11 protein-coding genes are annotated in these 15,328 nt (G+C 34.5%); 6 read left to right on the forward strand and 5 right to left on the reverse strand.

Features of this window, described 5'->3' with window-relative positions:
- Positions 1-367 precede the first annotated feature (367 nt).
- Positions 368-1,984 (reverse strand): tetratricopeptide repeat protein, encoded by a 1,617-nt coding sequence (locus KHA98_RS08750; RefSeq protein ID WP_213257275.1) that lies wholly within the window; start codon positions 1,982-1,984, stop codon positions 368-370.
- A gap of 457 nt (positions 1,985-2,441) precedes the next feature.
- Here KHA98_RS08750 and gndA point away from each other — a divergent pair, with 457 nt between their 5' ends.
- Genes gndA through pgl form a run of 3 tightly spaced genes read left to right on the forward strand, consistent with a single transcriptional unit; the run spans position 2,442 to position 6,108 of the window.
- A complete protein-coding gene (gene gndA / locus KHA98_RS08755; protein ID WP_213257276.1) occupies positions 2,442-3,851 on the forward strand; it encodes an NADP-dependent phosphogluconate dehydrogenase in 1,410 nt (469 codons plus the stop codon).
- A 27-nt stretch (positions 3,852-3,878) separates the two neighbouring features.
- Positions 3,879-5,411, forward strand: coding sequence for a glucose-6-phosphate dehydrogenase (gene zwf / locus KHA98_RS08760; protein ID WP_213257278.1), 1,533 nt, complete (start codon positions 3,879-3,881; stop codon positions 5,409-5,411).
- A complete protein-coding gene (gene pgl / locus KHA98_RS08765) occupies positions 5,392-6,108 on the forward strand; it encodes a 6-phosphogluconolactonase (protein WP_213257280.1) in 717 nt (238 codons plus the stop codon). Before zwf ends, pgl begins: the two co-directional genes overlap by 20 nt.
- 55 nt (positions 6,109-6,163) lie before the next feature.
- Here the strand turns inward: pgl and KHA98_RS08770 are convergent, their stop codons facing one another.
- Genes KHA98_RS08770 through KHA98_RS08785 form a run of 4 tightly spaced genes read right to left on the reverse strand, consistent with a single transcriptional unit; the run spans position 6,164 to position 10,025 of the window.
- Positions 6,164-7,126 (reverse strand): hypothetical protein, encoded by a 963-nt coding sequence (locus tag KHA98_RS08770; RefSeq protein WP_213257282.1) that lies wholly within the window; start codon positions 7,124-7,126, stop codon positions 6,164-6,166.
- A gap of 9 nt (positions 7,127-7,135) precedes the next feature.
- The gene (locus KHA98_RS22890) at positions 7,136-8,368 is read right to left on the reverse strand and encodes a hypothetical protein (protein WP_246522240.1); all 1,233 of its coding nucleotides are present in this window, start codon (positions 8,366-8,368) and stop codon (positions 7,136-7,138) included.
- Between the two features lie 3 nt (positions 8,369-8,371).
- The gene (locus KHA98_RS08780) at positions 8,372-9,292 is read right to left on the reverse strand and encodes a hypothetical protein (RefSeq protein ID WP_213257284.1); all 921 of its coding nucleotides are present in this window, start codon (positions 9,290-9,292) and stop codon (positions 8,372-8,374) included.
- A 4-nt stretch (positions 9,293-9,296) separates the two neighbouring features.
- Entirely contained in the window at positions 9,297-10,025 is a 729-nt protein-coding gene (locus KHA98_RS08785) for a hypothetical protein (RefSeq protein WP_213257286.1), read from the reverse strand.
- Positions 10,026-10,281: 256 nt separating this feature from the next.
- Here KHA98_RS08785 and KHA98_RS08790 point away from each other — a divergent pair, with 256 nt between their 5' ends.
- The 3 genes from KHA98_RS08790 to KHA98_RS08800 all read left to right on the forward strand — a co-directional run bounded on the left by KHA98_RS08790 (position 10,282) and on the right by KHA98_RS08800 (position 15,128).
- Positions 10,282-10,641, forward strand: a complete 360-nt coding sequence (locus KHA98_RS08790; RefSeq protein WP_213257288.1) for a hypothetical protein — start codon at positions 10,282-10,284, stop codon at positions 10,639-10,641.
- Between the two features lie 228 nt (positions 10,642-10,869).
- Positions 10,870-11,961 carry an efflux RND transporter periplasmic adaptor subunit gene (locus KHA98_RS08795; RefSeq protein WP_213257290.1) on the forward strand — a complete coding sequence of 364 codons (1,092 nt, stop codon included), beginning with the start codon at positions 10,870-10,872 and terminating at the stop codon, positions 11,959-11,961.
- A gap of 50 nt (positions 11,962-12,011) precedes the next feature.
- Entirely contained in the window at positions 12,012-15,128 is a 3,117-nt protein-coding gene (locus tag KHA98_RS08800) for an efflux RND transporter permease subunit (RefSeq protein WP_213257292.1), read from the forward strand.
- Positions 15,129-15,328 lie beyond the last annotated feature (200 nt).

Raw genomic sequence — 15,328 nt, forward strand, 5'->3', positions numbered from 1 at the left:
TGATTAATAATTTGCTAAATAATTTAAATGCTAATTATAGTCTGGAGTAAAGCCATAAAAGCAACTTCTAAAAATCAATGACGGACTTGACTTTAGAAGTTTTCTTAAATTATTTTTCTGTTTTTGTAGCGGACGCTATTTGTTTCTGGTAATTTATAGAAGTTGCTTAATCTTTTTTAGGGATTGATTTTTATTCGTTAAGCCAAATTCGGAAGTGGTAAAAGCAAATATAAATGAAAGATATATCGCAATAAAAAAAAGGACTAATGCAAAAACACTATTATAGAAAAAAAACAACATTAGAAAAACCCTAAAAACAAAATAAAACACTAATTATCAGATTATTAATCAATAAATTATTTTTCAGCTAATCTGTTTTAAATGTATTCAGAAAGGTAGACAGATTAACCTTCTCATTAGTTAAATCAAACTTTTTGCGAAGTCTTGCTCTTGCATTTTCAATAGTTTTAAATGATTTTCCGGTAAGTTTAGAGATTTCTTTTGTACTTAAATCAAGGTACAACAGCGCACACAATCTTCGGTCTTTTGGTGAAAGTGAAGGATGTTCATTTGATAACTTATCAAAAAAGGATTGATGAACCTGCTCAAAACTTAGTTCAAATTCGTTCCATATATCGGTATTCAGATTCTTTTCCAAACGTTTCAGGACTATATCAATTGCTTGCTGCGTTTCTTTACTAAGCATTTTAAGCTTAACTTTCTTTAGATCTGTTACAATTTCATTAATGTCATCTGTACGATGTATTTCAGACATTGCTTTTCCGATAAGAACCCTGTTTTTTGCCTCGAGATTCTCTTTCAATTCCCTTTCCTTTGATTTTAATTTTTCCTTTTCAACCTGATTTTTAAAAATAGTCTTTTTGTATTTTATCAGTAAAATAGCTAAAATCAATATCCCAACAAGCAATACTAAAGAGATTATATAAAATTTAAATCGCTTTTTTTCTTCAATCAGTGCTTTAATTTTCGCGTGTACTTTATACTCTTCTTCTAGTTTAATACGCTCCAGATTTACAGCCTTTTGCTCAATATTTATACTATCATTAATTGCACTGTATTTCTCAAAATAGTAAACTGCATTTTTATAATCTTCTTTAATTGCAAATATCTTGTAAAGCATTTTATTCAGGTTAAGTCCCGAAAAACCATATGTTTTATCTTTATATAATTCTAAAGCTGTTTTTGCATTATCAATTGCAGCATCATATTTTTTTTCCTGCAAATTATATTCAGCAAAAGACTCGTAAACAAAAGCCTTTACTAAAATCCCTATATCTCTATTTTGTAAAGAAAATGCCTGATTAAAATAAAAATCTGCGTTTCTGTAATCTTTTTTCAACGCATAAGTCCGCCCCAGATTGGTATACACATAAACCTTTAAATCATTATTATTTATAGATTTATTTATTAATTGAGCCTTCTGAAAATAATATAATGAAGAATCTAAATTTTTACTGAGATATAAAGTTCCTATGTTATTAAGAACCTTAACAAGCTGAACAGAATCTTTTTTCACTGTTTGATAGTGATAAACGTTTAAGAAATACTTTAATGATTTTGCTTTATTATTTCCCTGCGAATAAATAATAGCAAGATTATTCTCTAGTTTGGAAGCCTGCTCTAAGTTATTATGCCTTTTATAAATCTCGTATGCTTTTAAGTAATATTCTAAAGCAACATCTAAGACGTCTTTTGAGGCATACATCTTACCCGCAGTAAGATAAACAAAAGCCAAGCTTAACTCTGTCTTCTTTGTTTTTTTTGCTTCATTTTCTGCCAACTCGATGTATTTGACAGCCCTATTCCAATCTGAATTCTGCAACTGCACTGCCATTTTTTGACACAATTCGACTTTTTTATCCCGATCACTTGTTACAATTAAACTATCAATTAGTTCTTTTGTTAAAGACTGAGAATAAATACTAGTAGAAAATAATAAAAATAGTGTCGAAAATAGCTTCATAATATCGAAAGAAAAAACTTATAAAAAGTCAAACTTAACAAAAATTAACAAGATTTACACCCGTAAAACTATAAAACTAAGAATGTATATAAACTCACGTTTTTCTTGTTTTGAAGTCTTTTCGATTTTTTTTGGCTCCTATTTTTTAATAAAAAGAAATTCTTGACTAAAATTTCTGCTATATTTTTATTTTCATCCTCTATTTTTTTCAGATTATCTTCACCTGAAAATAAAACCATTGTGAGTACTCGAAAATCCATACTAAAGTGTCAAAGACCATAGCAAATCCGTATAATATTCCAACCTTTTTTTTTAACTTAGCGCACCAGAACTTTAACAATAAGCTTTTGAATAAACTTTGGGTATTTCAACGTATTAATACATAATAAACTACTTATAATCAATACGCTAAATATTTCAAAAAACAACACACTATAAATTAGATAATTTGAAAATTATGAACAAATTTGATTTTGGCATCGTCGGTCTTGGCGTTATGGGACGTAATCTCCTTTTAAATATTGCCAGCAATAAATTTGCAGCAGCAGGTTTAGATTTAGATACCGAAAAAGTCAACTCTCTTCAACAAGAAGCTAATGCAGAACATACTATAGAAGCTACTACAGATGTTAAACATTTTGTAGAACTTATCCAGCAGCCAAGAGCGATTATGTTATTGGTTCCCGCTGGAAAACCAGTTGACAGCGCCATTGCAAGTTTATTACCTCACTTAGATAAAGGAGATATTATTATTGATGGTGGAAACACTTATTTTACTGATACAGACAGAAGATTTTTAGAATTATCTGAAAAAGGAATTCACTTTTTCGGAATGGGAATTTCTGGCGGAGAAAAAGGAGCAAGATTTGGTCCTGCTATGATGCCGGGCGGAGATCAAAAAGCATACGAAAGACTTCGTCCTATTTTTGAAGCAATTGCAGCAAAAGTTGATGGAGAACCTTGTGTAGAATATTTAGGAAATGGTTCTGCGGGTAACTATGTAAAAATGGTGCATAACGGAATCGAGTACGGAATTATGCAATTGATTTCTGAGATTTATGACTTAATGAAAAGAGGTTATAAACTGGATGATGAAACAATTCAAAAAACTTTTGCAGAATGGAACCAAACCGATGATCTTAGATCGTATCTGATCGAAATTACCGGAAACATCCTAAAACAAAAAGATACAGACGGCACACAACTAATCAATAAAATCTCTGATTGGGCAAGATCAAAAGGTACTGGAAAATGGACTTCGCAAAACGCAATGGATTTGCAAGTTCCCGTTCCCACTATTGATGCGGCAGTTAACATGCGCGATATGTCTAAAACCAAACCGGAAAGAATTGAAGCAGCTAAAAAATTAGTTTGGAATGCTGCCGAAAATACTGTTGCGCAAAGCGAGGCTATTGCAGCTTTAAAATCGGCTTTATATTTTTCTATTGTTGTGACTTACGCACAAGGTTTAGCACAACTTCACACTGCTTCTAAAGAATACAACTACGGATTAAATCTGGAAACTGTTGCCAAAATCTGGCGTGGTGGCTGTATCATTCGTGCAACTATATTAGAAGATTTCAGAAAAGCATACGTAGCAAAATCAGATTTGCCAAACTTACTTTTAGACGGCGGAATCGCATCAAAATTAACAGAAAACCAATCAGGAATGAGAGCTGTAATTCAGTTTGCCGTACAACAAGGTTTACCTGTTTCCGGGCTTATGAATTCATTAGCTTATTTTGATGCTTACAGATCAGCAAACCTTCCAACAAATCTAATTCAGGCACAACGTGATTACTTCGGAGCACATACCTACGAGCGTATTGATGCTGAGGGTGTTTTTCACACACAATGGGCTGAATAAGAAACTTAAAGCAACACAACACACAAAATGAGTAAATTCAAAAATATAAATCCAACAATCATTGTTATTTTTGGAGGAACCGGAGACTTAGCAAAAAGAAAGCTCTTTCCCGCATTTCAAAATCTGTATCTCGACGGACGCATGTCAGACAAGTTTCAGATTATTGCTCTTGGAAGAGCAGAAAAAAGCGATGAAGATTTTCGCAGTTATGTCTTAGAAAACCTAAATCTTTTTTCAAGAAGAAAAGGAATTGACGATCCGGAAACTGAAAAATTTCTTTCACATATTACTTATCATAGTCTTGATATTGATAAAGAAGAATCTTATCAGAGTTTAAATGAAAAGATAAATGCTTTTGATGAGAATTTTGGTCAGCGTGCAAATCGTCTTTTTTACCTTTCGATTACACCTTCTTTCATCTCTACTATTTCAAGCAATATCAAGAAAATAGGCCTTGCGGCGAATGCCAAACAAGATCGTATTATTATTGAAAAACCTTTTGGTTACGATAAAACGTCGGCAATTGCACTTAACGAAATGCTTTCGCAGACTTTCAAAGAAGAGCAGATTTATCGAATTGATCATTATTTAGGAAAAGAAACGGTACAAAACATTTTGGCTTTCCGTTTTGGAAACTCGATGTTTGAACCATTATGGAGCCGTAATTTTATCGATTTTGTTCAGATTACAGTAGCAGAAGAAGTTGGCGTTGAAGAACGAGGCGGATTCTACGAAGGTGTTGGAGCATTAAAAGATATGATTCAGAATCACTTGCTTCAGATATTATGCATGACGGCTATGGAGGCGCCTGCATCACTAAACGCAGATGATATTCGTAACCGTAAAGCAGATGTTTTAAAATCGATTCGTCGTATTAAACCAGATGAGGTTGACCACTATATTGTAAGAGGTCAGTATGACGCAGGTGAAATAAAAGGAGTTCCGGTTCCGGGATATCGTCAGGACAAAGGGATTGCACCGGATTCTAATACAGAAACCTACGTAGCAATGAAAATCTATCTGGATAACTGGAGATGGCAGGGAATCCCGTTCTATTTGCGTACCGGAAAAAGAATGGAAGAAAAACAATCTTCTATCATTATTCAGTTTAAACCAGTTCCGCATTCTGCTTTTTCATATGGAAAAGAAGGAATGACACCAAACCGATTGATTATCAATATTCAGCCAGCAATGGACATTAAACTACAGTTTATGACCAAAAAGCCAGGTTTGTCTCTATCATTACGACCAGCTGAAATGGTTTTTGATTATTTCGCTTGTTCCACAATGTCACCGGAAGCTTATGAAACCTTAATCGCAGATGCTCTTGCAGGAGATCCTACCCTATTTATGCGTTGGGATCAGGTTGAAGAAGCATGGGACGCTATTGACACGATTCAGCAAGTTTGGAAAACAACTGCTCCAACCAATTTCCCTAATTACAAAGCAGGAAGCTGGGGACCTGAAGAAGCCGACGAATTGTTGGCGCGCCAAGGACACAAATGGATTCCGAATACACAAACAAAAGAAGAAGTTATAAATGATACAGATTTACAATAACACAGAAGAAATAAATATTGCTGCAACCAACCTTTTTGTCGAGTCTGCACAAAAAGCAATCGCTGCAAAAGGCAAATTTACAGCTGTTCTTACAGGAGGTTCTTCTCCTGCGGGGATTTACAAACTATTAGCTTCTGATGCTTACAAAAACAAAATAGACTGGAGTAAAGTTTTTATCTTTTGGGGCGACGAACGCTGGGTTCCGCTAAATGATGATTTAAGCAATGCAAAAATGTCGTATTCCACCTTATTAAGTCACGTTCCGATTCCGCAGGAAAACATTTTCGAGATGTATAAAGACGGTGTTACACCGGAAGATTATGCGGTTACTTACGAGCAATCTATCAGAACGGTTTTAGGTGAAAAAGGAAAATTTGATCTTATCTTATTAGGCATGGGAGACGATGGACATACTGCTTCTCTTTTCCCGGGTGAAGCTGTCCTGGAAGAACAAACCAAATGGGTTGACGCTTATTATTTAGCGCCTCAAAAAATGCACCGTATTACACTTACTGCTCCGCTAATTAATAAAGCAGAAAAAATTGTAGTAGTTGCTTTTGGAGAGAAAAAAATAAATGCTTTAAAAGAAGTTACAACCGGAGCTTACAATCCAACTTTATATCCAATGCAATTAATTAAACCAGTTTCTGGTGAATTATTGTTTTTGGTTGATAAAATAGCTGCCGGAACAAACTAAGAAATTGTTTTTATAATTATAAAAAAGGTTTGTGCTATCAGTATAAACCTTTTTTCTATTTTTTATACGCCTTCAATTCAACTATCTCTTTCTTGATTTCCTGGTTTTCTTTCTTCATATTTTCATTTTCTTTTTTCATTTCAATTACATAAAGAGTTAATTCTTCTATTTTTTGTAAAAGCTTGATATTCATTTCAGATAAATTAATCCCATCTTTTTGCATTTCTGCGGCAGAAGCTATTTCTGGTAAATGCTTATTTACTTTAATGAATTCATCTACAGATTTAAGAGATGGAAGATTATAACCTTTCTCAAAAACAAAATCGGCCCCTGCATCAACAGTTACTTTTACTTCTCGTGAAGTAATATTTCCAGCAACAGTTAATTTTGAAGTTGGATTTGTAGTACCTATACCAACATTACCATTATAATTCCAAGTCATTACTTGTTGCTCTGGAGTTGATGTAGTATTTTCACTTCCATTTATATATAGATCAAGCTTACTTCCCGTAGTACTCCCTCCTCCATGACCAATTCTAAATTCTGCATATTCATTCCAGCTATAACCATTGGTTCCAGCTCGTGAGAATTTTAAAACTGATTTACTTTCTGCATTTTGCCCATTTGGTCTGCTTTCATTATTTTCCCATAATTGCAAAGCTCCTAGAACAGTTTGGTTTCCTATGAAAGTATTTACTCCCCTTGTTGCCAATTCATTCCATATTGGATTTGTTGAATTGTCGATTTTTCTAAAAAACAATTTATCATTTTCACTGTATGTAGAAGATAATTGCAATTGATAATTATTCGCAGAATTAGCGTGTCTGATAACCAACAAATGTTGCCAATCATGACTATTGTCTGGTGCTTTTCCTATAGCATTAGGTCCTCCATATACTCCTGAAAATAAGGGAGTCGTAAAATCTACTAAGTGAGCTGCATATCCATTTCCTATTTGCTGAGAATAAGAGGAAAGAGTATTAATAAAAATTATTGTTATAACTAATTTTAGCTTCATTTTTTACTATTATTTTTTTATTTTCAAAAGTTCAATTTCTTTATTTTGTTTTTCAACTGCATTCTTCAAATCTTGATTTTCTTTTTTCATTTCAATCATGTAAAGCGTCAGCTCCTCAATTTTCTGTAAAAGTTTTGCATCCATCTCTCCCAGATTAATTCCATTTTCTAAAACCTCTTTTTCACTAGGAATATTTTCTAAATGGCCTTTTTCAACGATGTGTTTTTCAACTTGCTCAAGTGTAGGCAGATTGTATTCTTTTTTAAACACAAAATCTGACCAGCCTGTCAGGTCCACTTTTACTTCTCTGGAATGGATTGTACCGTTTACGTCTAGTTTATTGCTTGGGTTTGGTACACCTATACCAACATTTCCATTACCAACTAAAACCATAACATCATCAGGTTCTTGATTTGCTGAGCCTCCAGCATAAAGTCTAAATTTTAATTTATTATCTGATGGAGCTCCAGCTGTTATTGTCGCGTCAATTCCATGCCAACGATTTGCTAGAGCAGTTTGGCTCTCTAAATCTGATTTGTAACCATACTTTATAACATTATCAAAGGTCCTATCTACTCCACTTAAAGTTAGTTTAGACAGCCCCCCTACCACACTGAGTTTTGAATTTGGATTCTGAGTTCCTATTCCAACATTTCCATTTGATTTGATCGTCATCTTCACACTCTCATTTGCTACAAGATTAATTGCGCCATAGTCCCCGCCTTTTTTATTATTTACGATATTAAGATCAAAATAACTTCCAAATCGTAAGCCCTCCAAAGTATATCCGGAATTAACTTCAAAATCACAAGTCTCATGATAACCAAAACGAACAATACTACTTCCTCCAGTTCCTGTTCCAAATCTAGTTAAAGATGAAATCACTTCATTTGCATTGGTATTAAATGTGTTTGAAACTTCAAATTTTGCGGTTGGAACAGCAACGCCGATTCCTATATTTCTCTCACTGGACATTGTTAATGCAGTACCCCAAGTGCCATAATCAAAATCTAAAAAAGCAGTATCTGCATTATCCCTAGAAACAATATTCCAAGGGCCAGCTGTATGGCGATATGGAGTCAGCATCATACGAGTAATTTGTCCCACTCCAGATGGAGAAACTTGATTACCAATCTTTAATTGCGTATCAAAATTTACTAGACCGGTTGAAGGAACACTGTTTTGTGAAAAAATTAGATGTGTTGTTAATAGTAAAGTAAAAAGTTTAAAATTTTTCATCATTAATTAATGTAGTTTATTTTTAAGCAGTAATATGTCTTTTTTCATTTCAGTATTTTCTTTCTTCATATTTTCATTCTCCTTCTTCATTTCAATCATATACAAAGTCAATTCCTCAATTTTTCGCAAAAGTTTTGCATCCATTTCTCCCAGATTGATTCCATTTTTTAAGACTTCCTTTTCACTTGGAATGTTTTCTAAATGGCCTTTTTCAGCAATATGCTTTTCCACTTCTTCAAGCTTTAACAGATTATACTCCTTTTTAAAAACAAAATCAGACCAACCAGTCATATCTACTTTTACTTCTTTAGAATGGATTGTACCATTTACATCAAGTTTATTCGCAGGACTTACTGTACCAACTCCAACATTTCCAATGATATCAATGGTTAATGCAGGAAGTGCTGAAGATCCATTAAAACTTGTCTTAAAGGTATAGCCATGATAGGACGAGAAAATCATTTTATCTGCAAATGGAACATTAATTTTAGCAAAGTCACTTACAGCTCCAAAATATAAAATAGGATTGTCTCCTGTGGTATAGCTTCCAGATGCCCCAGTAATAAATAAATTCTCTTTCACCTTTGCATTTCCGTTTACAACTAATTTTGCATCAGGATTAAAAGTCCCAATACCAACATTACCCATATAGGGTTGCATTACTATTGGCTTACCTAATATATCATATATTAGAAGAGAATTTGCAACACCATAACTTCTTAAATAAGCATTGTTGGCATCAGAGCTTAATTCGCTGTAATAAGAAGAATTTCCCTCTCTAAACATGGCAGTACCAACAACATCCAATTTACTTATAGGATTTGCTGTTCCAATACCCACATTACCATTAGCAGGAAAAGGATAAGTATTTTGCGCAAAATTTATTTGTGAGGTAAATACAGTAATTAGTAAATAGATCTTTTTCATAATATTATTTTGCTTCGATTTTTTCAATTCTACTTTTCATATCTCTATTCTCTTTTTTTATTTCTGAATTTTCTTTCTTTATTTCGATTACATACAAAGTCAATTCCTCAATCTTTTGTAAAAGCTTTGCATTCATTTCTCCCAGATTAATTCCGTTTTCTAAAACCTCTTTTTCACTTGGAATGTTTTCTAAATGGCCTTTTTCCGTAATGTATTTTTCAATATGTTCCAATGTTGGCAAATTGTATTCTTTTTTAAAAACAAAATCTGACCAGCCTGTAATATCTACTTTTACTTCTTTGGAATGAATGGTTCCGTTCACGTCTAGTTTGTTTGTTGGATTTAAACTTCCAATACCTAAATTACCAGTAGGAGTCAAGGTTAATGCTGTAATTGTACTTACATTTGAACCATTCCAATATGATGTTTGAATTTTTAAACCTGAACCTACCTGCCCGTAATTGCTACCATTATTATCTATAATGGTTTTATAATATATATCATTCCAAAGTTGGTTCAATACTAAACTTGCTCCATCACCTGTCCAAGTGGAACCAATTATATTTAAAACTGCTTGCCCTCCCGCATTTAAAGAGCTCTTTTTTACATCTAATAAACCAATAGGGTTATTTGTTCCAATACCAACATTCCCACTTGCAGGGAAAGGATAAGTGTTTTGCGCAAAATTTATTTGTGAGGTAAATACAATAATCAGTAAATAAATCTTTTTCATAATATTATTTTGTTTCAATTACATGTTATTTTAATGTAGCAAACTTATAAAATTTAAATGTTAAAAAAATTTCTTTCCGGTGAACTAATAATTATTACAAATAAAATCACCGAAACCAAATACTAACATTTATCATTTTTTTTTTAGATAATTTTAAGAACCCTTGCTTTTCAAATTATTATATTTGGCACACTTAAAACAAGAATAAGTCCTGTCTTTTCTAAGAATAAAATACAAAATACCTACTGTGCTGTAAATGAAACCGATCAAGTTCATATATATTATTTTACTATCGCTGCTTACTTTCTTTAGAGGCATCGAAACGTATCAGCAGCCGGTTTCTATTAGCAACTGCATCACCTTAGACAGTGTTGCAGCAGACGACACACTACTCCATTCTTCTGATTTTTCTTCTTCCAAAAACCTGGAAGTTCATTACAAACTAAAGAAGAAAATAAAATGCAGAGCCACTACTTTAGAACAAAGTACCATAAAAGCTCCGTATTTCAGCAACTTAGTAAACTTCAAATTATATAAGAAGAGTTTAATCTATGGTATAGCTTCAATATACCAGGTGCAAAGGCATACCCATCTGCATTTGTACCAATTATTCTAGATTTCAGAATTTAGTTGTTTTTTATAGTGCCGAAAGTTTTCGGTGCAATTTGTCGTGCATTTATGGCATCTTACACAAACTTCCGCAAGCATAAAAACATCTTTAAAGGCTTTCCAAAAAATGGAAATTCCTAAAATATTCCTATTTCATATATTTATTTTGCATCAAAACTCCCTATACTTTTTATAAGGGAGAGGATCTATTTATTCAAAAATTTAAAACCTAATCATGAGTATTTATAAAAATTATTTTCTCTTATGCACGTTAGCTTTATTCGTTTTAGTCTCGTGTGGAGATAAATCCAAAAAGAATTCCACAAACATAAAAACAGTTCCTGTTTACAAAGTCACCTTAAAAGACACTATCGTTTCGAGCAAATTTGTTGCCGATGTACACGCAAAAAACAATGTAGAAATTCATGTACGTATTCCTGGTTTATTGGATAAAGTATACGTAAGCGAAGGACAAAAAGTAAAAAAAGGGCAAATCCTTTTTAAAATAAGTGATGTTGAACTTCAGATTCAACTCCTAAAAGCGCAAGCCGTTTACAAAAGTTCAATGGCCGATTTAAGAATCGCAACTGTCGAGCTTGAGCAAGCCCAAACCCTTTTCAATAAAAAGGTAATTGCAGATAAAGAACTAGAATTATCTAAGGCAAAATATGATGCCGCATCCGCGAAAGTGGCTCACGCTGTCGCAGAAAAAAAAGCGATAGACCAGCAAATTAGTTTCACCACAATCCGCGCGCCTTTTGACGGAACTGTCGACAGAATACCGTTTAAAGAAGGAAGTTTAATCGAAAACGGTTCATTGCTTACAACCGTTTCTCAGCTTGACGATGTCTACGCTTATTTCTCAATTCCGGAAAACACTTATTTCCAAATGATGGAAAATAAAAGTCTTGACAAACAAGGCGATATCGAATTGATATTACCAAACGGACAAGTTTACGGACAAAAGGGCGAACTACGAACTGCCGATGGAGAAATTAACAGAGAAACCGGTTCGATTCAGTACAAAGCAAAATTTCACAATCCGCAAGGTTTTATCAAACACGGAACTTCTGGAAAACTAATTATTTCAGAACCAAAAACCAATGCGATATTAATACCGCAAAAAGCTGTTTTTTCTATTCAGGACAAACAATATGTATTTGTGGTAAAAAAAGATGGAGTAGTTAAAATGACGAATGTTACAATTGAAACCACTCTTGATGATGTTTATATTCTAAATGAAGGTCTTAAAAGTGACGACCTGATTGTAGAAGAAGGAACACAATCATTGAGAGACGGCGATAAAATCAACATCAAACAAATGTAGTTTATCGACCTGTAAAACAGTTATTTAATTATTTATCTAAAAAAAATAAAATGATAGAGTTATTTATCAAAAGGAAAATATTGTCATTAATCATCTCGGTTATGATAGTCCTTTTGGGATTACTGGCTTTGTTTCAGCTTCCCATAACCCAATTCCCCGATATTGTACCACCGTCTGTAACCGTTACAGCAAAATATACAGGAGCAAACGCAGAAGTTTCGGCCAATGCCGTCGCCCTTCCTTTAGAAAGAGCCATAAACGGAGTTCCTGGAATGACGTATATGTCAACCGTAACTTCCAATGATGGATTAACTTTAATTCAGGTTTTCTTTGAAGTAGGAACCGATCCCGATCTGGCCGCCGTAAACGTGCAAAACAGGGTTACGACCATTCTGGATGAACTTCCCGAAGAGGTTATTCGTGCCGGAGTTACAACCGAAAAAGAGGTAAACAGTATGTTGATGTATTTGAACATTACAAGTACAGACAAAACTCAGGACGAGCAGTTTATCTTCAACTTTACCGATATTAATATCCTGCAGGAATTAAAACGTATTGATGGTGTCGGACGTGCCGAAATCATGGGACAAAAAGAATATTCGATGCGTGTCTGGCTAGATCCGCAAAAGATGCTTTCATACAATATTTCGGCAAATGAAGTAATTAATTCACTTCAAAAACAAAACATTTCTGCCGCACCCGGTAAAGTGGGTGAAGGTTCAGGACAAATGAACAATCAATTACAGTATGTAATTAAATACGGTGGAAAATTCTTCGAACCAAGTCAATACGAAGAAATCGCTTTAAGAGCCAATGCCGATGGAACTATCTTAAGATTAAAAGACATTTCTAAAATCGAATTTGGTGCGATGAGTTACGGAATGGTTTCTAAAACCGACGGAAAACCTTCGGCATCGATCATGCTAAAACAACGTCCGGGTTCAAACGCTTCGGAAGTAATTGCAAGTGTAAAAGAAAAAATGACCGAATTAAAAGGCTCTTCTTTTCCTCCGGGAATGGAATTTAATATTGCTTATGACGTTTCCCGTTTTCTTGATGCATCTATTGATGAAGTTTTAAAAACCTTAATTGAAGCCTTTATTCTAGTAGCATTTGTCGTTTTTCTTTTCCTTCAGGATTGGAGATCGACTTTGATTCCCGTATTAGCCGTTCCGGTTGCACTTATCGGATCGTTTGCTTTTATGTCGATGATGGGATTCTCGATCAATTTATTAACGCTTTTCGCTTTAGTACTTTCGATAGGAATTGTCGTCGATAACGCAATTGTCGTCGTCGAAGCCGTACACGTAAAAATCTCCGAAGAGCATATGGCGCCACTCGAAGCTACCATTAGCGCGATGAAAGAAATTACCGGAGCCGTTATTGCAATTACCATTGTTATGTCTGCCGTATTTATTCCCGTTGCCTTTTTAAGTGGTCCGGTCGGAGTTTTCTACAGACAATTCTCGCTAACAATGGCGATTAGTATTGTGATTTCGGGAATCAACGCTCTTACCCTTACTCCTGCCCTATGTGCTATTATGCTAAAGGCGCACGATCCTAATAAAGAAAAAAAATCCCTATTAGATCGATTCTTCCTGAAATTTAATAATTGGTTTGATAGCATCACTTCAAAATATATTAAAGTACTTATCAAATTTGCTGACCGTACTACCGTTACGGTTGGTTTATTGGTTTTATTTTGTTTATTAACCTGGGGATCAAGCAAGTTTTTAGCATCAGGATTTATTCCTACCGAAGATCAGGGAATGGTTTACGTGAGCGTAACAACTCCACAGGGCGCAACGGTCGAACGTACCGAAAAAGCTCTGGACGAAGTAACCAAAATTGCAAAACAAATTAAAGGTGTCGACAACGTAACAACACTTGCTGGATACAGCATTGTAACCGAAATTGCAGGAGCATCTTACGGAATGGGAATGATTAACCTAAAAGACTGGAGTGATCGTGATATTTCTGTAGCCGAATTTATGGCAGAACTTACCGAAAAAACAAAAGGAATTTCTGATGCTCAAATCGAGATTTTTGCACCGCCAACGGTTCCCGGTTTTGGTAATACGAGTGGTTTTGAACTTCGTTTGCTGGATAAATCCGGAGGAAGCATTGCCAACACCGATAAAGTTACCAAAGAGTTTCTTAAAGAATTAAATGCTTCGCCGGAGATTCAGAACTCATTTTCGAGTTTTGACGCCACTTTCCCGCAATATTTAATCCATATTGATTATGATCTTGCCGCTAAAAAAGGAATTTCTGTAGACAATGCCATGAGTACTTTACAGACCATGTTAGGTTCTTTTTATGCTACCAATTTTATTCGTTTTTCTCAAATGTATAAAGTAATGGTTCAGGCAAGTCCGCAGTTTCGTCAAAATCCGGAAAGTATTCTGGATATGTATTTAAAGAATGATAAAGGCGAAATGGTTCCGTTCTCCACTTTTGTTAAACTAGAAAGAGTTTACGGTCCGGAAGTCTTAACCCGTTACAATATGTATATGTCGGCTATGATTAATGGTGAACCTGCTGAAGGTTACAGTTCTGGAGAAGCTATTGCAGCAGTTGAAAAAATTGCAGCAGAAAAACTTCCAAGCCGTTTTGAATTAGAATGGTCAGGTATGACACGTGAAGAAATTCTTTCGGGTAACCAAACGATATACATTTTTGCCTTGTGTATACTATTTGTATACTTATTATTGGCGGCACAGTACGAAAGTTTATTACTACCGTTCCCCGTTTTATTAAGTCTTCCGGTTGGAGTTTTCGGTTCTTATCTGGCACTAATAATGGTTGGACTAGACAATAATATTTATGCCCAGGTCGCGCTCGTCATGCTGATTGGTCTACTCGCCAAAAATGCCATTCTGATTGTAGAATTTGCCATGGCACAAAATAAATTAGGCCAAGATATTACCGAAGCCGCAATTGAAGGCGCCAGACTTCGTTTCAGACCAATTTTGATGACCTCATTTGCTTTTATTTCAGGATTGATTCCGTTATGTATTGCTTCTGGTGCGGGTGCAATTGGTAACCGTTCGATTGGTACCGCTGCTGCGGGCGGAATGTTAATTGGAACTGTGTTTGGTCTTGTGATTATCCCGGGGCTTTACATCTTGTTTGCGAAATTGGAAAAACGAATGAGTAAGTCTTAATGTCAAATTTTTTAAACACATAGGAACATAGTCCCGAAGCTTCGGGATTGAAAGCGCGGAAAGGCGTTTCACTTATTTTAAACAAACATAGCTATACGATAACCACCAAAACTCAAAGTTGAAACTTTGGGCTATGTTCATACAGCTATGTGTTAGAAACTAGTTTCTTTGAATTCCCTTTTTGAGAATAAAAAAACTAT

Source organism: Flavobacterium branchiicola (assembly GCF_018383905.1).
GTDB classification, from domain to species: domain Bacteria; phylum Bacteroidota; class Bacteroidia; order Flavobacteriales; family Flavobacteriaceae; genus Flavobacterium; species Flavobacterium branchiicola.